Below are 25,435 nucleotides of genomic sequence, written 5' to 3'. Positions count from 1 at the left end.
CTTATGACATTTTACTTAGAATCTCTGCTACCTGCTGCTCAAGATCGGGCATAGGGCAATGAAACATCGGACCGATAAGCGGCTCCATCAGGATCGGGAAGAGCAGAGCTCCAAAAATCTGCACGCTAGTTAGAATCAGCTTGTCCGAGTCCAACTCATTCGTTATTTCTTTCAAGACAGCCGTTACTTTGGGAAATCCCATTGTCTTAACAAAATGAGCAAATTCAAATTGGGAGTCGAACGGGAAGCTGCTATGCCTTACAATTTGCCTCAGAAGCTCCGGATATTTCTGAAAGGTTCTGGCGTATTCGGTCAGGAAGATCTCCATGCGCTTCTTAGCGGGCAGGTCCGCTTGATCCAGAATGGAGAAGCAGCCCTTATATGAGTTCAGAATCGTCTTGATCGTCTCGTTCAACAGCTTATCCTTAGAGCCGAAGTAGTAATTCACCATCGCAATATTTACGTTCGCCAGCGCCGCGATCTTCCTTGTCGTCACAGCTTCAAAGCCTGTCTGCAAAATATAATCATGAGTGACCTTTAAAATATGCTCTTTCGTTGATAATTCATGTTCTTTAGATGACTGCTTCATAGGTTCACCCCGGCTCGTTCAATATTTTTAAATGCCGTGGCCAGCATCAGCTTCAGACGGTTGATCTGGTTGACCTCAGTTTCGCTAGCGTCATAATCAATCGCTGTAATGTTGGCAGCTGGATACAATTCCTTAAGGCCCTTAAGCATTCCACGTCCTGTAACATGATTCGGCAGACAGGCGAACGGCTGAATGCAGGCGATATTTGTTACTCCGTTCTCAATCAGCTCCATCATCTCCGCGGTCAGGAACCAGCCTTCTCCGGCTTGATTGCCGATAGATAACAGCCGACTCGCCTTATCGGCCAGCTCGAAGATCGTCAGCGGCGCGGTAAAGCGCTTGCTGAGCAGCAGTGTATCCTTGAGCGGCTTGCGGAACTGCTCTAGGAAATAAATCGCGCTGCGTCCGCCAGCGATCCCCAGCTTGCTCTTGCCGAGATGCTGGCCTTTGTACATTGGTCCGTAGCTGCAGTACAGGAAGAAGTCGAGAATATCGGGAATCGCTGCTTCTGCACCTTCCTGTTCAATAAGCTCCACGATATGGTTATTGGCTCCGGGATGGAATTTGACGAGAATCTCACCGACGACACCGATTCGAGGCTTACGCTTATTCGTAATCGGCAAAGAGTCGAATTCCTGTACGATCCGGACGAGATTGCTTCTGTAGATTCGGAAGCTGAAGTTGTACAATGAAGCCCGGCAAATGTCCATCCATTTACGGAACAGGTCATCGGTACTGCCCGGTTGAAGCTCGTATGGGCGGATACGGTTTCTGACCCTCATTAGGGCATCTCCATAAACGGTAGCCGCAATCAGCTTCTTGACCAGGCCTAGCGAGAATTCAAAGCCCGGATGCTTCTCAAGGCCGACCGCGTTCAGCGAGATGACTGGAATTTGCTCCAGGCCGGCATCCTTTAGCGCTTTGCGCAACAAGGCGATATAATTCGTAGCGCGGCAAGCCCCCCCGGTCTGAGACATAATAACCGCTGTACGATTGACATCATATTTGCCGCTTCTCAGCGCATGAACGAGCTGGCCGATGGTCAGGATCGCCGGGTAGCAGGCATCATTATTCACGAAGCGCAGTCCTTCATCGATCGTGTCCGTCGTAACTTCCGGTATCAGTTCAGCCCGATACCCCTCACTGTTCAGCACCGCCTCATATAATTCAAAATGAATCGGCGACATTTGTGGAATCAGAATAGTATAATTCTGCTTCATCTCCTCCGTGAACAGGCGTGTACCGCTTGTTATGGTCTCTGTTCGATCCGCTGTGATAGTCTTATACTCGCGCTCTTTCATTGCGGCCAACAGCGAACGAATTCGAATGCGGGCTGCCCCAAGATTGTTAATCTCATCAATCTTGATCATCGTATACATCTTATGGTTACTTTCCAATATCTCCTGAACCATGTCCGCTGTCACCGCATCAAGACCGCATCCAAATGAATTCAACTGCACAAGCTCGACCTCATCACGCTTGGCAACTACCCTGGCAGCGCGATAGAGACGGGAATGATAGGTCCATTGATTAACGACACGCAGATCATTGGCGGGCTCGGCAAGATGGGCGATAGAATCTTCGGTTAATACCGCCAACCCGTACGTATTGATCAACTCAGGGATTCCATGGTGGATCTCCGGATCAACATGATAGGGTCTGCCAGCGAGCACAATACCCTTCGTCCCTGTCTCCTTCAGGAAATGCAGCGTTTCCTCACCCTTGCGGCGTATATCCCACCTAACTGTATTTGCTTCTGCAAGAGCGATATCAACGGCTTCATTAATCTCTTTGCGCGAAATTCGTGGAAAGGTATTTGCCAGCTCTTTCTTGAGTGACTTCGGGTTGTCCAAAGTCAGGAATGCTTGAACATACGGAATTCCTGCCTCTTTGAGTCGATCCATGTTAACGCGGATCACTTCGGGATAGGAGGTGACCACCGGACAGTTGAAATGATTCCTCGCTTCTTCATCTTCTTTGTGCTCATAGACGACCGAAGGGTAGAAGATGAAATCCACCTTCTGGTCTATCAAGCTATCCACATGGCCATGAGTTAATTTCGCAGGATAGCAGACTGATTCAGAGGGGATCGATTCCATGCCCCGCTCATACAGTTTCTTGCTAGAACGAGGGGAGAGGATCACACGGTAACCCAGTTTTGTGAAGAAGGTGTGCCAGAAAGGATAATTCTCATACATATTGAGAACTCTTGGAATCCCAACCGTGCCTCGCGATGATTCTTCAACAGACAGTGATTCATAGCCGAAGATCCGGTCATACTTATATTCATAAAGATTAGGCAGATTGCTTTTCTCTTTGCGCATTCCGGCGCCGCGTTCACAGCGATTGCCAGTGATGAAGAAGCGCCTGTCTTGGAAGCGATTGATAGTCAGGGAACAGTTATTGCCACATAGACCGCAGCGGCTATGCGACACTGAGCAGGTGAATTCCCCAAGCTCGGATAGTGACAACAATGCGCTTGATCCGTCCTTGTATTGTTCCTTGGCGATCAAGGCGCAGCCGTAGGCGCCCATCATCCCGGCGATATCCGGACGAACAACCTGCTTGCCAATCAGCAGCTCAAAGGCTCTTAGAACCGCTTCATTGTAGAATGTCCCGCCTTGAACGATGATGTTCTCACCAAGTTCCTCGGTATTACGCAGCTTCAGCACTTTCTGGATCGCATTCTTGATCACGGAATAGGAGAGACCGGCAGATAGATTAGCCAAGGATACGCCTTCCTTCTGCACCTGCTTCACCTTGGAGTTCATAAACACGGTGCAGCGTGAGCCAAGATCAACCGGTTCATCGGCAAGCAGCGCAGCTTCGGCGAATTGCTTGATAGGAACGTTAAGCGAACCAGCGAAGCTCTCCAGGAAGGAACCGCATCCAGCGGAACAGGCTTCGTTCAGCATCAGTCCATCGATCGCTCCGTTCTTGATCTTGATGCATTTCATATCCTGCCCGCCGATGTCGAGGATAAAATCCACGTCAGGAGAGAAGCGAGCCGCCGCTTTATAGTGGGCGACCGTCTCGATTTCGCCGATATCGATCTTGAACGCGGCTTGGATCAATCCCTCACCATAGCCCGTTACCGCGGCATTGGCGATGTAGACATCGCTTGAAAGCTCACGATACATCGCTTGCAGACCGAGGCGTACCGATTCTAGAGGATTCCCATGATTGCTATCGTAGAACGTATAGAGGAGCTCATCCTCCGTTCCGGTTAGTACGATCTTGGTGGTCGTGGAACCCGCATCGATCCCCAGGAAGAGGGGGCCTTGGTAGTCTAACAGTTCCTCCTTGGGGACCGAGGCTTGAGCATGACGCTCACGGAACTGTTGCAGTTCCAATTTATCTTGAAATAGGCGGGGAAGGGAGGCAGTGCTGCGGCTCCTACCCGTCATCGTGAAGCTCTCAAAGCGCGAGCATAGATCACTGATCGCTATCGTCTCTTGGCCGCGGCTTTTGATGGCTGCACCTAGTGCCACGAAATACAGACTGTTCACGGGAAAAATGACCGCTTCGTCGGCGATCTTCAATGTCTCGGCGAAGCGGTGGCGCAGCTCAGACAAATAAGTCAGTGGGCCGCCGAGAAAGGCGATGTTGCCGCGGATCGGACGGCCGCAGGCCAGTCCGCTGATCGTCTGTGTGACGACACTCTGGAATACGGAGGCGGCGATATCCTCCTTGCGGGCACCCTCATTGAGCAGCGGCTGTACGTCGGTCTTGGCGAATACGCCGCAGCGGGAAGCGATTGGATAGATCGTCTTGCAGCCTTTGGCCAGCTCGTTCATTCCCTCCGCATCGGTCTTCAGCAACGCGGCGATCTGGTCAATGAAAGCGCCGGTGCCTCCGGCGCAGGCGGAATTCATTCGCTGCTCCAGGCCACCAGTGAAATAAATGATTTTGGCATCCTCGCCACCAAGCTCAATGACAACGTCTGTCTTTGGTATGTATTGTTCGACGGCCTCTGTGCAGGCGATAACCTCCTGAACGAAGGGCAGTCTCACATGCTCTGCCAATGATAGTCCTGCAGAACCAGCTATATTCATCGATACGGAAGCGTCCGGAAATTCCGACTTCAGCTCATTTAACATTTGTAATGTCGTACCTTTAACATCCGAATAATGTCTGCCGTATCTCTGATGTATGATCTCGCCATTTCCTGTAATGGCAACCAGTTTAGTTGTAGTTGAACCAATATCCAGTCCAATGTGAAGTAGCATACAATAGGGTCTCCTTCAAACTATGATTTAAACGCTGTTTAACGCGAATATAGCACCGGGACTTTGGTCGCGTCTGTAATAAAAGGCACAACCTTTTTGAAATAATTAATTTAAGGTACTGTAGTTTTGTAAGTTTATGTTTTATAATGTAATTGTCGTAGTTACAGCTATGATTCGTATTCATAGACAATGGTGTATCGGCTTAAGGCCGGGAATAAATAAGGAGGATTTAGGATGAAAGTTGAAGTGTGGTCAGATGTTGCTTGTCCTTTTTGCTATATCGGAAAACGGAAGTTTGAACAAGCGCTGGAGCAGTTCCCTCATAAAGATCAGGTGGAGCTTGTCTTCAAGAGCTTCCAGCTCGATCCAAATGCGCCGAAGCAATATGACGAATCGATGGACGAGATGCTCGCACATAAATATGGCATTTCCGTTGAACAAGCTAGAGGAATGAATGAACAGGTCTCAGCGCAGGCGCGTGAAGTCGGATTGGATTATCATCTTGATACGGCGGTTATGACGAACACGCTTGATGCTCATCGCGTCAGTCATTATGCCGATTCGAAGGGCAAGAGCAAGGAAATGATGGAGCGTCTTCTATCTGCGTATTTCACCGAATCGAAGCATGTCGGGGATCACGAAGTATTGGCCGGTTTAGCTGCTGAGGTTGGCCTGGATGCGGATGAAGTGAAGCAAATGCTCGCTGGAGACGAATATGAAGAGCAAGTCATCGGCGATCAGCAGGAAGGGGCAAGACTTGGTGTTCAAGCCGTGCCGTTCTTTGTACTCAATCGAAAGTATGCGGTTCGTGGAGCGCAGCCTGTAGAAGCCTTTCTAGGCGCTCTGAATCAGGTATGGGAAGAAGAGAATCCTAAGACGAAACTTGACGTCCTCGGTCCTGAAGGTGCAGCTTGCACAGATGACTCTTGCTCATTGTAAACAGCATAGGATTGTTCATAAAAAAAGCCAACCGATGATTAGCAGAAGCTGATCATTAGATTGGCTTTTTGTTCGTGATGATTTGCTATAAGGTTTTTAGTTCACTTCACTACAGAATTGGCGATATCAAGCGGGAAATAGATTCCTTCATGCGCACCAATCTTGGGCGCTGCTCGTAATCTTCCACAGTCAGCAAGGTGGAGTCTTTGACGTCCTCCATGAATATTTCTCTCAGCTTCTTAGCGGTAGCTTCATGATAAATAAATGCATTCACTTCAAAATTCAAGCGGAAGCTGCGATAATCCATATTTGCGGTTCCGACCGAGGAGATCTCATCGTCCACGACAATCGTCTTAGCATGGATAAAGCCTTTTTTGTAGAGATAGACCTTGACTCCAAGCTTCATCATTTCCCCGATATGGGAGAGGGTAGCCCAGTAAATAAATGGATGATCCGGCTTGTCCGGGATCATGATATTTACATCTACGCCGGATAGCAAAGCGATTCGCAGCGCATCAAAGACGCTAGGGTCTGGAACGAAGTAAGGTGTCTGAATGTAAATAGACTGCTTGGCTGACATGATCATTTTAATGTAACCGTTCTTGATATGCTCTAGCCTGGAATCGGGACCACTGGTGACAATTTGCATACTTACCTGATCCTTTGTCTCTATAGACGGGAACAGGCTAGGCTCATATGTAATCTCATTATGCTGCGATGCTTGACTCCAGTCGAGAATGAAGCGAATTTGCATCGAGTATACCGCACTGCCTTGAATTCGTAGATGGGTATCGCGCCAGTAGCCGAATTTCTTCTTCAGACCGAGGTATTCGTCCCCGACGTTGAAGCCACCAATGTATCCAATCTTGCCGTCAATAATGACTAGTTTGCGGTGATTGCGGTAGTTGATTCTCAGGTTGATAAGATGTAACTTGGACGGAAAGAAAGCCTCGGCCTCGCCGCCTGCCGCGAAGAATTCCTTGAAGAAGCCCTTGGTTAACTGCCTGGAGCCAAGCTCATCATACAGCAGACGAACCTTAACACCTTGTCTCGCCTTCTCTGTTAACAGATCAAGAAATTTCTTGCCTAGATTATCTCGACGGAAGATATAATACTGAACATGCACCGATTCCTGCGCCTCTCTAATGTCCTGGAAGAGCCGGTCGAATTTAACCTTTCCATCTGTAAAAATATCGATCTCATTATCTTCAGTAAGCAAAGCATGATTCTCGTTCAAATGCATGTAAATAAGATCGTCATACTTCTTGGCAGCTTCATTTTTGAACTGAAAACGGCTTGATTGGATGCTCCCCATCTGTGTGAGTAATATTTGCTCATAGTGCAGCTTTTTGAAATCATCCCAATGAAAGAGCCGAATCTTGCGAAAATCCTGTGCAAATAGCAGGTACAGAATGAATCCGAGGACCGGAATGAAGGATAGGACGAGTAGCCAGGCCCAGGTCGAGCCGATATCTTTCCTCTCCTTAAAGACAATGACGAGACCGAACAGAATGTTCAGAACAAAGATAATACCGGCGACGACAGTAATTATGGAAGAAATGCTCATATAATTCCAATTAGTCCTCCTGCAACGAGTTTGTAATATTGTGATGATTATGCCACATCATTATACTTAGCCCCTCCCAAAAAGACAACCTTCAAGAGGTTGTTCATAAATTTAGCTTCGGATTAAGAGATCATTTCCCAATAGATGATTATAATTATTTTGTCCATTGACTTCCCCTAGGACTTTCCGATAAACTATGGGAAATTGTTGAAGGAGGCGATGTTATATGAGTAACCGGATAATCGCTGTACATGTTGCTTATAAAATTACGTCTCCCGAACGGATATTTGTCCTCTGATCACAGTGCTTGCCCGTTTTGTAGTTCATTACATAAAACGCTGGCAAGTTTTGATTTCATCAGATAGGCATAAAGCTTGAGCATCCGTAGAGGGATTTCTGCGGATGCTCTTTTTGGTATGTGCTTATATCGATTCAGCGTTACGGTGATCGACAGTTGCGAATTGCTTCGGGAATGGGTCATTTCTCTACTGTTTATCGTAATTGATGAGTAAATATGTGCCCCAGGAAGCTGCAGCGCAGGGACTCTTGCGGATCTCTTAATCTGTCGGGAGAAGACGAAGGGAGAACATCATTTGGAGAATCATCCATTAGAAGCATTCGGATGGACTGCGGAATGGCAGCCTAAATGGCAGAATATTGCCGAACAATACAGTGTAAAAGGGCTAATTGAGCCGGCAAGGATTGTAGCGGATCATGGCCAAAAGTATGAGATTAGAAGTGAGCGGGGGACGAGTTGGGCTACCTTATCCGGCAAAGCTCGCCTAAAAGCCAGTGAGCTGAGAAGCTATCCCGGTGTCGGAGACTGGGTCGCGGTGAAAATGATGAATGAGGGCGATGATGCGATTATCCATGAGATCGTGGATCGCAAGAGCCTGATCGCTAGGCAAGCTGCGGGGTTTGAGACGAAGGAGCAGATTATAGCTGCTAATGTAGATACCCTGTTCATCGTCTGTGCGCTCAACCACGACTTTAATGTCCGCCGCTTAGAACGGTATTTAATCATGGCCTGGAATAGTGGGGTTAATCCGGTGATCGTTCTGAGCAAAAGCGATCTCTGTGATGATATCCCGTCCTATATCGCTGAGACAGAGATAATTGCCCCTGGAGTGCCTATAATTAGCGTCTCGGCTCATCTTGGCATCGGTAGGGAGCAGCTCGAGACTTACGTCTACCCAGGCACAACGATAGCTCTGGCAGGGTCGTCCGGAAGCGGCAAATCCACGATTATCAATTGGTTAACCGGAGCTGAGCTGCAGCTTACGCAGGAGGTGCGCGAAGACGATAGCCGTGGACGCCATACGACGACGCATCGGGAGCTGTTCTTGCTGCCGCAGGGCGGTGTGCTTATCGATACTCCAGGGATGCGGGAGCTATCGATCTGGGATGATGATGGCGGCCTCGAGCGCACCTTCGAGGATATCGAGCGATTGAAGGAACAGTGCCAGTTCAGTGATTGCCAGCATAAGCATGAGAAAGGCTGTGCGGTACTACAGGCGATTGACGAAGGACTGCTTGACCGGAAGAGACTTGAGAATTACCATAAAATGCAGCGTGAGATTCGATTCCAGATGAGAAAAGAAAGGATCGCTGCGAAGAGAAACGCCGGACGTTCAGGCACAAGCTCCTCCAAATCGGGGAAAAGAAGCCGCCAGGAATGGCGTAAAGAGATCGAGGAATAACTCCTCGATTTCCTTATTTTAACCGAAGATATACTTGGCGGGGTTTGACATTCTTCTTCACAAGGGCACACAAGAAACTAACAAGGAGTTTTAACATGACAGAATACATGAAAATGGTAGAAGCAGCGTTAACCGATAAGCAGCCGTTAAAATTGATTTTAAAAGGGTGGGTGGAAGAGGGAGTAGGCATTGTCGCTGTCGTTTATGCAACCACAAATTCCAACAAAGCTAGAAATCGTTTCGAGGAGCTAACATCAGCAGCAAACGAGAACATTTACTATATGGTCTATAGCGTTCCATTCGATACAGATTTAACTCAAATGGGACACTACCCATCGATCGCGATTTCCAGAGAAGATTTTGAATAGTTGAGAGGGAGTTAGTTCGTAATCCAGTGTAATCATTGACGGGAGAGATGCGGATTTCCTATAATTTATTTAACAAGTAAATGTTCGAATAATTAGACAGGGAGATAAATCATGAGTCAACAAACCATAAATATACTTAGAGAATGCACACCTATTTTCTCAATTTTGCAGGATCCTAATCGTCAAGAAATAATGGTGTTACTATATGATGAGGGAGAAATGTCAGTCAATCAGATCGCTGAACGTCTTTCCCTATCTAGACCTGCTATCTCACATCATTTGAAGCACTTGTTAAACGCCAAGATAGTGACTGTTCAAAAGCGTGCTACAGAAAGATATTATTCCCTTACTCTTGATAACTCCCTAATGCTATTGAAACAATTAATCCATTCGTTGGAAACCGATCATCGATTGAAAAAATAAACAACAAATGAATATCAAGAATGACAAAAGTAGTATTTCAAAAATACTGCTTTTTTTTTATGAATTGACCCATTAATAAAATATTGACAAACATGAAAAAATAAATTAATATCATCCTCATTAAACGTTCGTTAGTTCGAACATTCTGACATATAATCACTCAAAAATGTCTTTAGTATATAAAGGAGGAAACGAAATGACATATAGCAGACAAAGCGAATGGCAAGAGATACAACATTATTTACCGGTCAAGTTCCACTTTACGGAAAGCCATCATCCCACAGAAGAATGGTGGGGCTGGAAAGGCCACAAGGTTCATTTAGATTGCTTTCGTAATAACAAAGCTCCAGTAAAAGTGATATTATTGCACGGAGTGGGTACTAATGGCAGACAAATGTCGATGATTTTAGGGGGTCCCCTTTCAAAAGATGGGTTCGAAACGATTGCCATTGACATGCCTACCTATGGAGTAACCGAGGTAAGAAAAGGAGCTGTTGTGAAGTATGATGACTGGGTTGATCTAGCATGTGATTATATCGACTATGAATTGCAACGGGATGACCGACCTATTGTACTTTATGGCTTGAGCGCCGGCGGCATGGAGACTTATCATGTTGCTGCAAAGAATAAGAAGGTTAAAGGAATCATTGGGATGACGTTCTTGGATCAAAGAGTTCAACAAGTGCGGGATGAGACAGCTAAAAACCTGTTTATGAGTCGGGTTGGAATTCCCATGGTGGGGATTGCTTGTAAAGTCGGCTTGGGAAATTTCAAGATGAAGATGAGTACAGCTTCAAAAATGAGCGCACTGTGCAATGATAAGAAGGTAATGAAGATATTTAATCGTGATAAGACTTCAGCTGCCAATAAGACAAGCATGGAATTTCTAAAAAGTTACTCAGAGTATCAACCTGCAGTCGAAGCAGAGGATTTTGATGTATGTCCAATTCTTTTAACTCAACCTGAACAGGATCGATGGACGCCACTGCATTTAAGCACTCCGTTCTTAGAGAAAATAAATAAGGTAGAAGTGAAAATCGTTTGTTTAGAGAACGGGGGTCACTATCCCGTGGAGCAACCTGCATTGGATCAAATGCATGAGGCTATCCTAGAATTTATTAATAAAGTGACCGCTCCTGCTCCAATCCAGGCATAAAATTGACGGAAGAGCCGTGGATTTCCTATAATTTGTAGTAGGAAGCTGCGGATTTGCCTGTTGATTTGCTAATAGGTATCCGACAAGTAAGGATCCTGTGAAAGGCGGTTATTCTATTGAGAACGGCAAAGAACGGCTTGGAACGTCTGCTCAAATTGGACGGAGCTTATAATGTGCGTGATATTGGCGGATATGAGACAATGGCCGGTGAAATGGTACAGCGAGGACGCTTGTTCCGTGCAGATGGTCTGCACCAGCTCTCGGTGCGCGACCAGAAATTGATTCTGAAGCTGGGAGTAAGGACGATAATTGATCTGCGCTTCCATGATGAGACGTCCGCTAAGAAGGATGTTTTTGCAGATCATCAGGGGGTCAATTATTATAACATCTCGTTGGTAAATCCAGCGACTACGAAGCTAAGAGACATTCGCAACCTCGGTGATATGTATAAAATACTGCTTGACACCTCCGGGCCGTTGATCGCGGAAGTATTCAGCCGTATTGCGGAGGCGGAGAACGGGCTGCTGTTCCACTGCTCTGCTGGCAAGGACCGGACAGGTGTTATCGCTGCACTTCTGCTGGATCTGGCAGGAGCCCCCCGGGAGACCATTGTTAGCGATTATGCCGAGACGGAGACGAACCTGGCCCCAATTATCGATGAGATGGTGAAGGATCACCCGGCAGAAATGTCGCTGGAGGAGTACCGTGCCTTTATGGGCAGTGCACCCGAAAACATGGAGATTATGCTCGATCATCTCTATTCGGTTTATGGCGGGGCAGAGCAATATCTGACCACTAACGGTCTTCGTACGGACGAGATCGAGACGTTAAGACATAAACTGTTGCAGGCCTAGGTCACAGAATGAACGGTAGAGTCAAAAACCTGCATTTTTGCAGGTTTTTTTGTGTTCACGTAGCTTATCAAACGATCTGCTTACTGTCTCTCCAGCAGTCTTCTCAGTTTATTCTCTGTATTCGATTCGGGGGCGGGGGTGTAAATGCTGCAGCGCAAATCGGCGTCACCCTGTACCTGGAAAGAGGTGAGATGAAATAACATCTTGCCAGCTTTGGCGTGTCTGAATTCAATCAGCACCTCTGGCGCGGTACTTACCTTGCTCTGCTGCCATAAGGTGTTGAACTCCGGCGCGGCCCTGTTCATTTCAGCAATGAATTGCTCGTACCATTCATCCTCTACGTACTGGCCATAATAAGCGCGGAAGATCGCCAGGAAGCCGCTGACGAAATCTTCCCAATTGACGGCGAGTCGTCGTAATTCCTTCCTTGTAAAGAGGAGTGAGATCATATTTCTCTGCTCATAGGGAATGCTGTCGAAATTGATGAATACCTGAGAAGCCGCCGCATTCCAGGCCACGATATTATAATGGCGGTCAGTGATAATCGCCGGACAGTAGCGCAGCTCCTGAATAATCTTGATCAAAGCAGGGCTGATCTCTGCAAGCTCGTCTTTGGAGCGGGCGGCAGGAGAGACAGGACCCATGGCCAGGGCAAACAGGTATTTCCGTTCGTCAACGGTTAATTGCAGTGCTGTAGCAACACAATCCAATACAGAGGTGGATACCTGAATATCTCTGCCTTGCTCTAGCCAGGTGTACCAGGTCGGGCTCACCCCAGCCAGCTGCGCCACTTCTTCTCTGCGTAATCCAGGCGTACGCCGACGCGTACCGTGCGCAAACCCGACCGATTCCGGCGAAATTTTGGCCCGGCTAGCCTTGAGAAATTCCGATAAGGCCTGAAGCCTTCCTTGATCTTTCATCATTCATCCACCCTTCATGAAGATCGAACTCGTTAGACTAGTAGTCCTTATACTATGATAACACACAACTTGTAATAGCATAATGAAAGTGACAAGATGGATGGTGAGCAAGGTTCTGACCGAGCTGGATCAGATAGAAAGGAAGAATGAACGATGGAACGAGTAGTGATTACAGGAATGGGCGTTATATCGCCTGTCGGAAATGAAGTGGACAGCTTCTGGAACAGTCTTATACATGGGAAATCAGGAATATCGCCTATTGATACATTTGATGCTTCAACGCATAAAACCCGGATTGCCGGGCTTGTAAAAGAGTTCGATGCCGAAGCGGAGTTTGGGCGAAAAGAAGCGAGACGTATGGACCGCTTCTGCCAATTCGCTATGGTTGCTGCGGATCAGGCCGTTAAGGATTCTGGTCTGAATCTAGATGAGATTGATCTGCTGCGTCTGGGGGTCTATGTCGGTTCGGGCGTAGGCGGGATACAGACACTGATCGACCAACATGATCAGCTGAAGAACAGAGGGGCTCAGCGAGTCAGCCCGACACTGGTGCCGATGATGATCTCTAATATGGCTGCAGCAATGATAAGCATTAAATATGGAGCGACCGGGCCGACCCTCTCTCCAGTAACAGCCTGCTCGATAGGCAATACCGCGATAGGCGAGGCTGCACGGCTGATTCGTGCTGGCGGTGCTGATGTCATTATTGCCGGTGGCACGGAAGCAGCGATTACGGAAATATCGCTGGCCAGCTTCGGCAACGCTGGGGCATTATCAAGCCGCAACGATGCACCAGAACAGGCGAGCAGACCGTTCGATCGGGATCGCGACGGCTTCGTAATGGCGGAGGGTGCGGGGATCGTTGTGCTGGAATCGCTGGCCCATGCCGAGCGGAGAAACGCCAGGATTTATGCCGAAGTTATCGGCTATGGAGCAACTTCCGACGCCTATCATATGGTGGCGACTCATCCGGACGGAATAGGAGCGTACCATGCGATGGAGCTCGCGCTGAAGGATGCCGGAATTGAGCCAGGGCAGATTGATGTAATTAGCGCCCATGCGACGAGTACGGAGATAGGGGATATCTCGGAGACGAAGGCGATTAAGAAGTTATTTGGAGCTGCAGCGTATGATGTTCCCGTAACAGCCAATAAATCGATGACAGGCCATTTGCTTGGCGCATCCAGTGCCGTTGAAGCGATCGCTCTCGTTAAGAGCCTTCAGGAGGGCATTATCCCGCCGACGATCAACCTGAACGATCGGGATCCAATCTGCGATCTGGATTATGTTCCGCATGAAGCGAGAAAGAAGAACCTACAGATCGGCATGTCCAATTCTTTTGGATTCGGTGGACATAATGCAGTCATTGTGTTAAGAAAATTTAATTAAAACAAAGAAGAAGAGAGACCGTGAATATGAAGCCGGAGGCTTGCGGTCTCTTCTTATTTATTCTTGGGAGCTATATGGATGCCAGCATGCTTCTGCTCATGTTCGGGTTCGACATGTATGAGTATTTGAGCTCGGTTAAAAATGCGTTTAATGGCCGTCTCAATGTTATCGCAGAGCTGGTGCGCGGTTTCTATGTCCATTTTAGATGGAAGCACGAGGTGAAAGTCGATATATTCCTCAGGCCCGGAGCGACGGGTACGGAAATCATGGATTTCAATGTACTGGGTATCGTATAGAGCTATTGCCTGCAAAATCTGCTCTTCTTCCGCCTCAGTTAGTTGAGCATCGATCAACGGAGGGAAGGACTCTTTCATAAGCTTGTAGGCTTCCCACATTATATAGCAGGCGAGCACGATTCCGATCAGAGGATCAAGAATGGTCCAGCCCGTGAGCGCGGCCAGAAATAGGCTGATTCCAACGCCGAGCGAAGTATATACATCGGTAAGGAGATGCAGTGCGTTGGATTTCATAGCTACGGAATGAGTCTCAGCTGCGGCACGCTTTACCTTCATTGATACGACGAAGTTGATCGCTGCGCCGATAAACATGACGATAATTCCGAGATGCGGAAGCTCGACCGGGGAAGGATGGGCCAGCTTCTGCACACATTCATAAATGATCCATAAGCCGGCTACAAAGATGAGCAGCGTCTCGATTGTTCCCGATATGTTCTCTACTTTCCCATGCCCATACGGATGGCCGCGATCTGCGGCACGGCTTGAGATACGAACGGATATAAAGGCAATTAACGAGGCTACCAAGTCCAGAGCAGAATGAATCGCTTCTGAGATGACGGCAACGGAGCCGGTCAGGAAGCCAACAATGAGCTTCAATATAACGATAAAAGTATTACTGAACACAGACAGACTGGCTGTTCTGGAACCGTTCATTCAGATCACAACCTTAAAGTTCTTTCTTTTATTGTACTACCTCATTATATTACTCGTGTAGTCTCCGTCGAAATTAGCCGCCTTATTCAAACCTTACGTTCTTATTCCATAGCGCAAATCGGAAATCAGGCACATATCTTGTATAGAGACCTATAACTATATATACTTATAGAGTCCGCTTCATTAGCGGTTTTTCTTTGAATGGCCTCGTTAGAGGTTTTCTTATTGTTGAAAGGAGACTTACCCATGTTTTGGGATCACAGACTAACCCAGATATGCAAAGAGAATGAGAATTTATCGAAATATTCAACTTATGAAATCGGAGGGATGGCCCGGTTTGTCGCCAAACCCAGATGCACAGAGGATATTGTACTATTATTAGATCTAGCTCAATCCAGCGGAATGCAAACGGTCATGTTCGGGATGGGATCAAACTTGCTGCTGCCCGATCATCCCGATCCTGAGACGATATATATATCGATGCGTGACCATATCGAAGTTATGCCAAGAGGAGATCTCCTATATGTGTCGGCAGGAACTCCGCTATCGATGTTATCGCTATTCGGCGATCTCAGCGGCTTCACAGATTATCACTTCACTTTCCTGCTGCCGGGTACGCTGGGCGGTGGCGTCTACATGAATGCCAAATACTTTGATAATGTGATGTGCGATTATCTAGATACGGTATACTATATCGATCTGGATACACCAGGGAGAGGAATCCAGAGCATCCATGTGGACGATTGTCAATTTGCTTATAAGCAATCTATTTTCCAGCACCAGCCTTGGTTCATCACTGGAGCTGATTTGAAGATAAAAACAGCAGGAGCGGTATTTGATTTTGAACGGATCAATGGTTATTTGAACCAGCCCCTAGTCAGGGAGAGCATCGATAATTCCAGCTTATCAAGCTTCTATCGTTTTTATCGTAGTTATTTGGCTTCATTAGAAGGGGGCAACAAGCCGGTTCCTGAGGCAATGATGAATGTCGTTCATGATCGGACAGGGAAAAATCATTTCGATTACCCTTCCTGCGGTTCCGTATTTAAGAACGATTATACGATCGGAACGCCGGTCGGTAAGTTGGTAGAGAGCGTCGGGCTTAAGGGAACTGCTCGCGGTAATGCGATGATCTCTCCGGTGCATGGCAATGTCATTCAGAACCGCGGTGGAGCAATGGCAGCTGATGTGATAGAACTCATCAAAATCGTCCAGGAAGCTCTCCATAAAAGCTTCAATTTCGTTCCCGAACCGGAACTGGTCATTGTAAAGTAAAAATATAGATGCAGTGTATTATGGAAAAAAGCTCGTATACAAACACGTCTCGACCCGGATTAGAGCATCCAGGCCGAGGCGTTTTTTTATTTAAGTTTAGAGGAGGAAAATGATGATTAGATTGTGCAGGGACGAAGACATCGAACGAATGCACCGAATTATTAATGATGCAGCAAGCGCTTATCGAGGGATCATCCCCGATGATCGGTACCATGAACCTTACATGGAACTGAACGAGCTGAAGTCCGAGATCCAGGCTGGAGTTGTGTTCTGGGGATATGAACATCAAGATGAACTGATCGGCGTGATGGGCATTCAGGATAAAGGGGATGTTAGCTTGATCAGGCACGCCTATGTCTTGACTAAGCTCCGCCAGAAGGGGATAGGCAGCCAACTGCTCGCACATTTGATTGAATTAACCGACAAACCGATCCTGATCGGCACTTGGGAAGCTGCAGAATGGGCCATCCGTTTTTACAAGAAGAGCGGATTTGAACTGGTCACCTCAGAGGAGAAGCAAAGGCTGCTCAAGAAATACTGGGACATTCCGGAAAGGCAGATTGAGACATCTGTTGTACTAAGTAGCAAGCTATGAGATATGCCGCTGTCGTGTTGGATCTGGACGGAACTCTTCTGAATTCAGACAAGCAGGTATCAGTCAGGAACTTAAGCGCGCTGCTTCGTTGTTACCGATTAGGGATGAAGGTGATTTTCGCTACCGGACGCCCACCACGGGCAGTGAAGCGTTTTCTGCCGGAAGAGCTGCTCAGCATTGGTTCGTTTATATACTATAACGGGGCCATGATCAGCTGTAAGCATACCGGTATTTCCCATCATGAACCGATTGAAGTACATCTTACCGCAAAAATATTAGATTATTGCCTGAGTCGCAATCCCGGGCTTGATATCAGTCTCGAGGTGGAGGATCAATGGTTCAGCTTGAAGGAATATGATTATACGACCTTGATGAGGGTGAAGGGCCATCCGATCGTAAAACCGTTGGAAGAGCTCCGGGAGCTTGCTGCGACGAAGATTTTGTTCTCAGGAGATATGGACATCAACCCTTTTCAGGCGAAGTTCGGAGCAGAACTGAACATACTGGTTACGGATCAGGGGCAACTCGTTCAGATTTCATCCAGTAGAGCGTCGAAAGAAAATGCTCTCATCACCTTATGTCATCGAATGGATATAACACTGGATCAAGTGATCGTCTTTGGAGACGACATGAATGATATCGGACTGTTTAACGTTTGCGGCCGGTCTATCGCAATGGCAAACGGGGTTGAAGAGTTGAAGCGGCTGTCCGACGAGATTACCGATACTAATGATAAAGACGGAGTAGCTATCGTTTTAGAGAGAATAGATTAGCATAAATATGCAGCGCCTCAGCCTAAATCAATTAGGATTGAGGCTTTTTTATCTTTAATCCAAAAAAATAAAAATAAATTTTTGCAAAGGGTGTGATTTTGCCGATTGAATGTAATGTAATAGTATGTAAGGGATATTATGTAATATATTCTAGTTTATATGACATTTTAAGAGAAAGTGAAACAAGAGACTCGCATTTCAGACAGATTAATGATGGGTGCAATTATTAAGTAATATAGAGAATCCAATTTAAAATGAGAGGGACGATAGGTGTATGAAAAATTTCAAAGTTAAAGTTCTAGGTGCTGCAACTGCAATTATGGTAATGGCCTTTGCCGGAAGCGCGAGTGCCGCTTCGGTGAGTACAAGTGAATTTGGAACATTTACTTATACTCTGTCAAAGAGCGGATCAACGGTAACAGCTAATACATCTATTACAAAATATAACTCCTCTACAAAAGTAATTACCACCTTGGAAGTCCAAGATAATGCAACAGGAAAAATGCTGGCAAATGTGTCAAGAACAGTGACTGGCGGAAGCTCCTCATCGATTAGCGCTACCAATCTGACGGCTACGAAACTGGCTGCATTCAGTGCACACGAAGCAAGAGGCAATGGCAGCGTCGCAAAATACTTAGCGAGCACATTCTAATCATTCCCAATAATATCCACATAGTTCCATAATTGAATAACGTATTACTTAATATTGTACCGTATAGCATGACGATGTGAGCGAAGCTTGGCTTACAAAGTCATGCTAGTTTTACTATTGGACCAATTTCAATTAAGAGGTAAAAAATAAAATATTTTCTAAAAAGAAGCAACAAAGAAAATAAAACTAACGTTAATAATGAAAAGATTATGATGAGGAGTGTAAATGTGAGGAAATCTATGATTAGTGCAATGATGATAGTGAGTTTATGTTTTCTATTGGCAGGATGTTTTAATGTAAAGTCAGAACCAGCGGTAAATAGCAGCAACGTGAACGGGAGTATCGGAGATGAATCGCCTTCGGACATATTTGCCAGTGACTCCTCCCAACGAGGAATGGGCGCTTTTTCTTTTGGTCCTGTCACTGCTAATGATGAACAGCAGGTATTTGAATACAGTGGAGAGGAAATTCGCATCCCTTTTAAAGTGACGGGAATGGACAAAGATGTAAGCTCGGATTTCGGATTGCTTGTTTTCTTAGATGGGGTATCGCAGCCTTACAGGATTGAAGAGAATAACGGCACATCCAGCAAGGAACAGGTAATGCACAAATTCTATTTAAAAAATGAAGAGTCCAAACAATTTGATATCGTGTTTACGCCGGTCATCGGACAAAAAGGGGACAAAGCAGGCGTTGTTTTCGCAACGATTCTTCAGCCTGATTATGAACCCGAGGACGAGAGTAAAACGAACTATGGTATATATCACAGTTTAAACGCTACTTTACCGCAAGAAATTTATTTCAAGAGTGACATTGCCGGCACAAGCAAATTACATTCCTATTCCGAAGCGGCCGTCCAAGATATCCCGGAAGAGATCCGGAATCAGGCGGAAACGATCATCACCGATGGAAGCTCCGACTACCTGGATGAAACGACGACGATCGAATTGCTTCCGGAGGACCCGGGTAGCAATTCGATCTCGGCCAAGATTGGCAAGGCGAAGCTGAAGTTTCGTATTTATGGCGGCTTAGAGACGACATATCGTACTACAATTTTTGTGAATCATATTCCGGTTCAAATCATGGGCTCCGATTTCGTGGAGACGGTGCTGCAGAAAGGCAAGATGAACACGGTGGAGCTGGAGCTGAATACAAGCGATTTAGGAAAGATTAATACGATCTACGCTGTTTCTGTCGTGTCAGGCAAAGACTATTTGACGAACAGTAATTCACCGCTCAAGACAAAATCTCAGTTATTAGTGAATGAATCATAATGGAGAGGCGAGATATGAGAAAACAGCTCTTTACGATACTTATTTTACTATGTACCGTTGTACTGCTTACGGCTTGTTTTAAAAACGGAGAATCCATCGACGCTGGCAAGAAGATCGCTCAGAACGAGATTAACACCGAGAACGCATTCGGACAGAAACCGCAAAATAATGCGAACGACGCCAATAGAGTTGAGGATATTTTCCATGACTTGAATTTTGACTATAAGACGAATCGTCTGGTTCTGTCTGATCTTACGACAAATGCAGAGATGGAGTCCATTACGCTAGATAAGAACAGTTTCGCCAAGAACATCATGAAATGGGATCAAGGTTATGTCGTCGAAGTATTGTTGGCCGATAAACCGGTTCAAGTTAAGCAATCGTCAGGGCTTGAAATTATCTCATATCCGCAGAAAATAAACGGCAAACTAGTTCGAATATATAACGAAGCATTGAAACTACAGAAGGAAATTGACTTAACCCAAGTTCTGCCGAAGGAGCTTATTGAGAATGAACCGTTTGCGGCTGTCTCGAACGACGGAACTAAAATCGTCTGGGCCAATATTATGAGTCTGTATATGTATGATGTCCCTGCTGGTGAGCTGACTACTATTTTTGACGATACGAATAATCAAGTGATTTTTGAGAGGGTCGCGTTTACACAGGATAACAATAAACTGGTATTCTTCGGCAGCCAGGCAGATCATGCAGAAGGGGAATTAAGCTATGGGCTTATTGAGCTTGGAGCTAAAAAAATATCGGTCCATACCGAGAAGCAGTATCAAGGCAGCGATATTCAAATTTCGGATCAATATGCCAGCATTACCGATGTAATTAATCCAGTGAGCAATACCTCAAGCGGCAAAGTTATAATCATTGATATCCTGACGGGAGAAGCCTTTGTAATGCAAGTAGATGGGACAGAAAGCACGATGGCCAGAGTAACGAAAGATGGAAAGTACTTGCTTGCCGTCAATCAAGAGGACGAACTCAGCTACCGAATCCGTCAGTATAAGCTGAAATCCGAAGATGTGGTGAAAGAAGAGAACTTTAAACCTGTGCAGCAGGAGAGCAAGGCGTTGCGGCTAGATCCGTCAGTCAACCCGGCTGTTTATAATCTCATCGTGTTTGCGGAAAGTAAATATTACTTCCTTCCATTTGTTAGTGAGGAATAACGAGATGGAACTGAAATTCGACCAAATCAAGAAATTATATGGTAAGCAAGCAGCCCTGGATAATTTTAATGCTACGCTATCTGAAGGAGTATATGGGCTATTAGGCCACAACGGTGCGGGCAAGACTACACTGATCAGCATTCTGATCGGAATTCTGGAGGCAACGGATGGCAGAATCCTTCTTGATGGAATTGATGTTAAGCATATGGGAACCCGGTATTTAGACCGAATTGGCTATTTGCCTCAATACCCCCTATTCTATAAAAACTTTCGTACTGACGAATTTCTAAAATATATGTGTGCGCTCAAAGGCATTCCAAAACGCCAGGTTAACAGCCGATTGGAGGAAGTGCTGGAACTGGTCAATCTCACCGACGCTTACAAGAAGAAGGTTGGCGCTTTGTCGGGAGGGATGAGGCAGCGACTCGGCATTGCCCAGGCGATACTGAACAGGCCGGATATTCTCGTCCTCGATGAACCTACTGCCGGGCTGGACCCGGGGGAGAGGATCCGATTTCGCAACATTATCTCCAGATTGTCCAGGGATAAGCTGGTGCTGCTGGCGACTCATATCGTTCCCGATGTGGAGTATATAGCCAAGGAAATTTTAATTTTGAACAAAGGCAAGCTTGTTATGCAGGGTTCCCCGGAACAACTAGAGAAGAGCGTCGAGGGGAAGGTATGGGATATTATTGTCGGTGAAGTGGAAGTCGAGGAGACGGTTGAGAGATACCAGGTCAGAAATGTGAAGCGCCTGGATCGAGAGTTCTCTCTGCGGATTGTCAGCGATGAAGCACCGCCGGGAAGGAGCAAGCAAGCTCAACCTTCGCTAGAGGATGTGTTCCTGTCCATATTTGAAAAATAAACTAGGGGTACAGCATTTATGCTAAGACTTGTTTATTATGAAATCCGTAAAAATTATATAAGGGGCCATATTCTGGCTGCCATCTTCCTATTCGTAGTGCTAAATTCTTGCATTATATACCTGGGTTACTTAAGCGGAGATGGATTGATGGGTTACTTCATGCCGCATTCCAGCGAGACGAAGGTGGAATGGGACTTCTATCATCGTATGCATAAGAAGCTGGATGGCCCGTTAACTGCGGACAAAGCCCGTTTTGTCAATGATGAGCATGAGCGGCTGGGTTCATTGACGGCAGATAGGACGTACAGCAGGGAACAACAGGATGATACGTATACGGGGCATGTCTGGAATGATTATGTAATGATCACGAAATACTTCTATGAACCGATGAAATACGCGGCTAGTTACGAGAACCAAATGAATGAAGTAGTTGAAAAGGCTAAAGACAATATTGAATTCTATAGCAGATATAATAATAGCTTTGAGCAGGCCAAAAACAAATATATTCAGGATCAATATAGCGGGAGGAAGATCACCGTCTTCTATGATGGCAAGCCCTGGGAGCTTCTGTTCAAATATCGATTCTCGGATTTGCTCATGATGCTGCTCCTGCTTCTGGGGCTTGTTCCGATCTATGCGAACGAGAAAGAAACCAGGATGGACGATCTGATTCTGTCCAGCAGAAAAGGTAAAGGAAATATGAGCCTGGCAAAGGTGATATCAGTACTTGTATATATCGTATTCCTGCTGCTGGTATTTTCTAGCCTAAACCTGCTGACATTTAGAACTCTCTATGGACTTTCTGGTCCGGGTATGCCGGTCTATGCTATTGAAGCCTATCAATATACGCCTTTCTCGCTATCTATCGGTTCTTTTTACATGTTATTATGTTTGGTCAAAATGGCTGGCTTTGTCGCGATCGGGCTTTGGCTGTGTCTATTGTCAGCATGGTTCCAGCGTGCGCTCTATCCCTATATGCTAGGCGCCCTACTTATGGTTGGCGGCATATATGCCAGCGGCTATCTAGCCTCGGTGGAGACAGGAAAGACGCTCTGGGCGCTATTAAGTCCGTTCACTTTACTCAAAGGAAATGAACTGCTCATGGAAATGCTAGGAATGAATATCGGAAATATGTTCGTCCTCAGGTTGACGGCTTGCTTAGTGATGCAGTTCATCCTTTCAATCACGCTGTATTTCATGATTCGCTGGTTCAGCACCTCAAAGAAGTTAAGCAGACGAACCATGTTTCCTGTAAAGGAAGGGGCTTGATATGTTGTACCAAGAATGGCGAAAAATTCTAATTAAGCAAAAAGGAGTGCTGGTCATTGCGATGATGATTGTTTTAAAAATCGCTTTGACCCTGCAGCAGGGATACGACTCTAATCTAATCATCAATCGGAACCCGGAAGGCTACACCGCCTATATCAAACTCTATGAAGGCAAGCTTACGGAAGCTAAAGAACAGCAATTGCAAGAGGAGTATTATGCTGTTGTGCATGCTAATGCCGAATTGGATGGGCTGGCGCGTCAGTGGAAGGATGGGAGCATTGGACAGGAAGTCTATGAACAGACGAGTAAACAATACTATGAGCGGATAAAGAACAACGCCGTATTCAATGTAGTCTATAATCAATATTACTATGCCAAGGAAGCGCCTGAAGAACGGTATTTGATAGACGAGAGGGGATGGAGCACGCTGCTTGGCCACAGCAGGCCTGATTTTGTACTGCTTCTCAGTCTGATTATTGTATTAACGCCTTTATTTTGTTACGAGTACGAGTCCGGGATGGACGCTTTATTGCTATCGAGTTCCAAAGGCAAATATCAGACAGGTATGGTCAAGCTTGCAATCGGCGTGATGATGGCTATGGCCACCACGGTTTTATTTACTCTGATCGAGTATTTTTGCCTGAATGGAATGGTAGGCTTGAGGAATGGAAGCTTCCCGCTGCAAAGTCTGGAGTTCTTTGCGAATAGTGAATACCCTGTCACGTTAAATCAGGCGTTCCTTATTCTCCTACTGGTCCGTATGCTGGGGGCGGCTTTGTTTGCCGGTTGCATCTCTCTGACAGGTATTATTACTAAAAATACGGTTATTACCTTATTTATAAGCAGTGTTCTAATATTTCTGCCATACATTCTTTTTCCGAGCAAACCTTGGCTCTATTATCTTCCTCTGCCTTCAGGACTGCTCGCTGGGACAGGGTATTTATGGGGAACGGTTTATACGAGCGCGTATAATGATCAGGGTAGTGTCGAGAAGATCGTTCAATTCCAGGCCATCGGAAGGAAGACCTTCTTATTCCTGATCGTCGGGTATGCTATTGAAATGGCTCTACTCTATTTATACAGTCTCAAAAAATATTCAAAATATATGCTGAAGAGGCGCTTAATGCATAGAATGCGAAACAAATTTCCATTGTCTCTTAGTCTACTTATCATCTGCTGCTTGATCATAAGCGGGTGTGAACATGCTGGGAAGGTTAAGGATATTTTCACTTTCGACGCCCGTGATGCAAGAAATTATGGAGAGACGGCCGGATACGCCATCAGTCTGGACGAGGAGAATAATATAATTACTGCCAAAAGTATCGATACAGGAGAGGAATTTCTGCTAACACGCGAACCGTTCATCCAGAAAGGGGATATTTCCGCCATATTCGTCCGCGACGGGTGGTGCTATTACGTTACTCAAACTCTAGGGGCGGAAGGGATACGAATATATGGCATTGACCTGAAGAACTTCCGTCAGAAGCTGATTTATAACAGTGTACCTGAGAATACGGAAGACTTCTTCGGGATCGCTTCAGGTCAACAAGACTTGGAAGAGATGGCCAGGAACACCTCTTTAATCTACTGCTTGGTTCTAAATGAGAACAACATTTATTTTGTAGTGAACTCGGAGCTGGTGCAGATCAACCGGAATACTGGCCGAGAGAAGATCATAGCTCGGGATGTAAAGGGAGGAATGTCTCTAGTCTATTATAATGGCGATATTTACTATATAGATCATCAGTATCGGCTCAGTGTATATAAAGAACAGGAGGGCAAAGTACACGCGCTGGATTCACTCTATACCGACAACTTCCGAATCGAGAACGGTTCGCTGCATTATAGAAGCTTGCTCGATGATAAGCAGATTCTAACCTATAAAATTGCTCAATAAAGATGTTCGCTATAATGTTTGCTAATAATCATCTTAATCTTCTTCTTCAGCCGATGGATTCTGGTTGTGACTGCAGTGGCGGAAATACCGTACTTCTTGGATAGACTCGCTATAGTCAGTCTGTTCTGATAATAATCGGTATATAGCTCATTTTCTTGTCTGCTTAGTCTTCCCAAAATTTCAATGCACAGCTGGTCGAAATTGAGGGCTTCTTGGAACAACTGCTCTAATTCCTGATCCAATTGCATCAGAGAATTGGAGATTGTCTCATCAAGAATAACTTCGCGCTGCTTCTTGGTATATAGGCTCCTATAAGCGTTGTTGATCATGTTGCGGGCGGTCGTGTATAACCAGCCTTCGATATTAGGATGCGATCTTAAGCTGGAAAGCTGCCTATGAGCTTCGAGAAAGGTGCTTTGAGTACAATCTTCGGCAATATCATTGAATTTCTCCTGCCATTTTACACGTTTCTTGCAATAGGCATAAATTTGCTCGTAATATTTGTTGTATAATTCCTCGGTGTAGACTTCATCATTCAGGTTTACTGGATACAAAGAATTCTCCTTTCCAAATATA

The 25,435-nt window shown here is 45.9% G+C and carries 22 protein-coding genes; 16 read left to right on the top strand and 6 right to left on the bottom strand.

From position 1 onward, the window contains the following. Position 1: 1 nt before the first annotated feature. Together ABD014_RS12185 and ABD014_RS12180 are read right to left on the bottom strand one after the other, a co-directional pair. The gene (locus tag ABD014_RS12185) at positions 2–589 is read right to left on the bottom strand and encodes a TetR/AcrR family transcriptional regulator (protein ID WP_343861342.1); all 588 of its coding nucleotides are present in this window, start codon (positions 587–589) and stop codon (positions 2–4) included. Beyond that, positions 586–4,818, bottom strand: a complete 4,233-nt coding sequence (locus ABD014_RS12180; protein ID WP_343861340.1) for an acyl-CoA dehydratase activase-related protein — start codon at positions 4,816–4,818, stop codon at positions 586–588. Before ABD014_RS12180 ends, ABD014_RS12185 begins: the two co-directional genes overlap by 4 nt. Before the next feature lie 234 nt (positions 4,819–5,052). Between ABD014_RS12180 and ABD014_RS12175 the strand changes: the two genes are divergently transcribed. After that, positions 5,053–5,757 (top strand): DsbA family oxidoreductase, encoded by a 705-nt coding sequence (locus ABD014_RS12175; RefSeq protein WP_343861338.1) that lies wholly within the window; start codon positions 5,053–5,055, stop codon positions 5,755–5,757. Positions 5,758–5,866: 109 nt separating this feature from the next. On the opposite strand, the gene cls is transcribed toward ABD014_RS12175, so the two are convergent. Then, positions 5,867–7,324 (bottom strand): cardiolipin synthase, encoded by a 1,458-nt coding sequence (gene cls, locus ABD014_RS12170; protein WP_343861336.1) that lies wholly within the window; start codon positions 7,322–7,324, stop codon positions 5,867–5,869. A gap of 593 nt (positions 7,325–7,917) precedes the next feature. On the opposite strand from cls, the gene rsgA reads away from it, so the two are divergent. From rsgA to ABD014_RS12145, 5 genes are all read left to right on the top strand, one after another. Then, positions 7,918–9,024, top strand: a complete 1,107-nt coding sequence (gene rsgA, locus ABD014_RS12165) for a ribosome small subunit-dependent GTPase A (protein ID WP_343861333.1) — start codon at positions 7,918–7,920, stop codon at positions 9,022–9,024. Between the two features lie 95 nt (positions 9,025–9,119). Beyond that, positions 9,120–9,392 carry a hypothetical protein gene (locus ABD014_RS12160; RefSeq protein WP_343861331.1) on the top strand — a complete coding sequence of 91 codons (273 nt, stop codon included), beginning with the start codon at positions 9,120–9,122 and terminating at the stop codon, positions 9,390–9,392. Between the two features lie 111 nt (positions 9,393–9,503). Next, positions 9,504–9,815, top strand: a complete 312-nt coding sequence (locus tag ABD014_RS12155; protein WP_343861329.1) for an ArsR/SmtB family transcription factor — start codon at positions 9,504–9,506, stop codon at positions 9,813–9,815. Between the two features lie 196 nt (positions 9,816–10,011). Next, positions 10,012–10,971 (top strand): alpha/beta hydrolase, encoded by a 960-nt coding sequence (locus tag ABD014_RS12150; protein WP_343861327.1) that lies wholly within the window; start codon positions 10,012–10,014, stop codon positions 10,969–10,971. Between the two features lie 116 nt (positions 10,972–11,087). Then, positions 11,088–11,825: a tyrosine-protein phosphatase gene (locus ABD014_RS12145; protein ID WP_343861325.1), complete on the top strand. Its 738-nt coding sequence runs from the start codon at positions 11,088–11,090 to the stop codon at positions 11,823–11,825. Positions 11,826–11,905: 80 nt separating this feature from the next. Here ABD014_RS12145 and ABD014_RS12140 read toward each other — a convergent pair whose 3' ends face one another. Next, positions 11,906–12,745 (bottom strand): helix-turn-helix transcriptional regulator, encoded by an 840-nt coding sequence (locus tag ABD014_RS12140; RefSeq protein WP_343862089.1) that lies wholly within the window; start codon positions 12,743–12,745, stop codon positions 11,906–11,908. Between the two features lie 153 nt (positions 12,746–12,898). On the opposite strand from ABD014_RS12140, the gene fabF reads away from it, so the two are divergent. Beyond that, on the top strand, positions 12,899–14,134 hold the full coding sequence (gene fabF, locus ABD014_RS12135) for a beta-ketoacyl-ACP synthase II (RefSeq protein WP_343861323.1): 1,236 nt from the start codon (positions 12,899–12,901) through the stop codon (positions 14,132–14,134). A gap of 53 nt (positions 14,135–14,187) precedes the next feature. Here fabF and ABD014_RS12130 read toward each other — a convergent pair whose 3' ends face one another. Continuing rightward, positions 14,188–15,084, bottom strand: coding sequence for a cation diffusion facilitator family transporter (locus tag ABD014_RS12130; RefSeq protein ID WP_343861321.1), 897 nt, complete (start codon positions 15,082–15,084; stop codon positions 14,188–14,190). Between the two features lie 246 nt (positions 15,085–15,330). Between ABD014_RS12130 and ABD014_RS12125 the strand changes: the two genes are divergently transcribed. The 9 genes from ABD014_RS12125 to ABD014_RS12085 all read left to right on the top strand — a co-directional run bounded on the left by ABD014_RS12125 (position 15,331) and on the right by ABD014_RS12085 (position 24,859). Further along, complete coding sequence (locus ABD014_RS12125; protein WP_343861319.1) at positions 15,331–16,359, top strand: UDP-N-acetylmuramate dehydrogenase; 1,029 nt, start codon at positions 15,331–15,333, stop codon at positions 16,357–16,359. 109 nt (positions 16,360–16,468) lie between these two features. Next, a complete protein-coding gene (locus tag ABD014_RS12120) occupies positions 16,469–16,954 on the top strand; it encodes a GNAT family N-acetyltransferase (protein ID WP_343861317.1) in 486 nt (161 codons plus the stop codon). After that, positions 16,951–17,727, top strand: coding sequence for an HAD family hydrolase (locus ABD014_RS12115; protein ID WP_343861315.1), 777 nt, complete (start codon positions 16,951–16,953; stop codon positions 17,725–17,727). The genes ABD014_RS12120 and ABD014_RS12115 overlap by 4 nt, the downstream gene beginning before the upstream one ends. 274 nt (positions 17,728–18,001) lie before the next feature. Next, positions 18,002–18,379: a hypothetical protein gene (locus ABD014_RS12110; RefSeq protein WP_343861313.1), complete on the top strand. Its 378-nt coding sequence runs from the start codon at positions 18,002–18,004 to the stop codon at positions 18,377–18,379. Positions 18,380–18,606: 227 nt separating this feature from the next. After that, entirely contained in the window at positions 18,607–19,653 is a 1,047-nt protein-coding gene (locus ABD014_RS12105; RefSeq protein ID WP_343861311.1) for a hypothetical protein, read from the top strand. 14 nt (positions 19,654–19,667) lie between these two features. Further along, on the top strand, positions 19,668–20,828 hold the full coding sequence (locus tag ABD014_RS12100) for a hypothetical protein (RefSeq protein WP_343861309.1): 1,161 nt from the start codon (positions 19,668–19,670) through the stop codon (positions 20,826–20,828). Positions 20,829–20,832: 4 nt separating this feature from the next. Further along, complete coding sequence (locus ABD014_RS12095; protein ID WP_343861307.1) at positions 20,833–21,693, top strand: ABC transporter ATP-binding protein; 861 nt, start codon at positions 20,833–20,835, stop codon at positions 21,691–21,693. A gap of 18 nt (positions 21,694–21,711) precedes the next feature. Continuing rightward, positions 21,712–22,962 carry a hypothetical protein gene (locus ABD014_RS12090; RefSeq protein WP_343861305.1) on the top strand — a complete coding sequence of 417 codons (1,251 nt, stop codon included), beginning with the start codon at positions 21,712–21,714 and terminating at the stop codon, positions 22,960–22,962. 1 nt (position 22,963) lies between these two features. Continuing rightward, entirely contained in the window at positions 22,964–24,859 is a 1,896-nt protein-coding gene (locus tag ABD014_RS12085) for a hypothetical protein (RefSeq protein WP_343861303.1), read from the top strand. On the opposite strand, the gene ABD014_RS12080 is transcribed toward ABD014_RS12085, so the two are convergent. Beyond that, positions 24,853–25,413, bottom strand: a complete 561-nt coding sequence (locus tag ABD014_RS12080; protein WP_343861301.1) for an RNA polymerase sigma factor — start codon at positions 25,411–25,413, stop codon at positions 24,853–24,855. The genes ABD014_RS12085 and ABD014_RS12080 overlap by 7 nt on opposite strands. Positions 25,414–25,435: the final 22 nt, after the last annotated feature.

This window comes from Paenibacillus motobuensis (assembly GCF_039521865.1).
Taxonomy (GTDB): domain Bacteria; phylum Bacillota; class Bacilli; order Paenibacillales; family Paenibacillaceae; genus Fontibacillus; species Fontibacillus motobuensis.
This window is presented reverse-complemented; position numbering and strand designations above follow the sequence as displayed.

Bases quoted from the DNA above. Each gene is read 5' to 3' on its own strand.
- ABD014_RS12185 (WP_343861342.1), bottom strand. From the start codon at position 589: ATGAAGCAGTCATCTAAAGAACATGAATTATCAACGAAAGAGCATATT.
- ABD014_RS12180 (WP_343861340.1), bottom strand. From the start codon at position 4,818: ATGCTACTTCACATTGGACTGGATATTGGTTCAACTACAACTAAACTG.
- ABD014_RS12175 (WP_343861338.1), top strand. From the start codon at position 5,053: ATGAAAGTTGAAGTGTGGTCAGATGTTGCTTGTCCTTTTTGCTATATC.
- cls (WP_343861336.1), bottom strand. From the start codon at position 7,324: ATGAGCATTTCTTCCATAATTACTGTCGTCGCCGGTATTATCTTTGTT.
- ABD014_RS12160 (WP_343861331.1), top strand. From the start codon at position 9,120: ATGACAGAATACATGAAAATGGTAGAAGCAGCGTTAACCGATAAGCAG.
- ABD014_RS12155 (WP_343861329.1), top strand. From the start codon at position 9,504: ATGAGTCAACAAACCATAAATATACTTAGAGAATGCACACCTATTTTC.
- ABD014_RS12150 (WP_343861327.1), top strand. From the start codon at position 10,012: ATGACATATAGCAGACAAAGCGAATGGCAAGAGATACAACATTATTTA.
- ABD014_RS12140 (WP_343862089.1), bottom strand. From the start codon at position 12,745: ATGAAAGATCAAGGAAGGCTTCAGGCCTTATCGGAATTTCTCAAGGCT.
- fabF (WP_343861323.1), top strand. From the start codon at position 12,899: ATGGAACGAGTAGTGATTACAGGAATGGGCGTTATATCGCCTGTCGGA.
- ABD014_RS12130 (WP_343861321.1), bottom strand. From the start codon at position 15,084: ATGAACGGTTCCAGAACAGCCAGTCTGTCTGTGTTCAGTAATACTTTT.
- ABD014_RS12125 (WP_343861319.1), top strand. From the start codon at position 15,331: ATGTTTTGGGATCACAGACTAACCCAGATATGCAAAGAGAATGAGAAT.
- ABD014_RS12120 (WP_343861317.1), top strand. From the start codon at position 16,469: ATGATGATTAGATTGTGCAGGGACGAAGACATCGAACGAATGCACCGA.
- ABD014_RS12115 (WP_343861315.1), top strand. From the start codon at position 16,951: ATGAGATATGCCGCTGTCGTGTTGGATCTGGACGGAACTCTTCTGAAT.
- ABD014_RS12110 (WP_343861313.1), top strand. From the start codon at position 18,002: ATGAAAAATTTCAAAGTTAAAGTTCTAGGTGCTGCAACTGCAATTATG.
- ABD014_RS12100 (WP_343861309.1), top strand. From the start codon at position 19,668: ATGAGAAAACAGCTCTTTACGATACTTATTTTACTATGTACCGTTGTA.
- ABD014_RS12095 (WP_343861307.1), top strand. From the start codon at position 20,833: ATGGAACTGAAATTCGACCAAATCAAGAAATTATATGGTAAGCAAGCA.
- ABD014_RS12090 (WP_343861305.1), top strand. From the start codon at position 21,712: ATGCTAAGACTTGTTTATTATGAAATCCGTAAAAATTATATAAGGGGC.
- ABD014_RS12085 (WP_343861303.1), top strand. From the start codon at position 22,964: ATGTTGTACCAAGAATGGCGAAAAATTCTAATTAAGCAAAAAGGAGTG.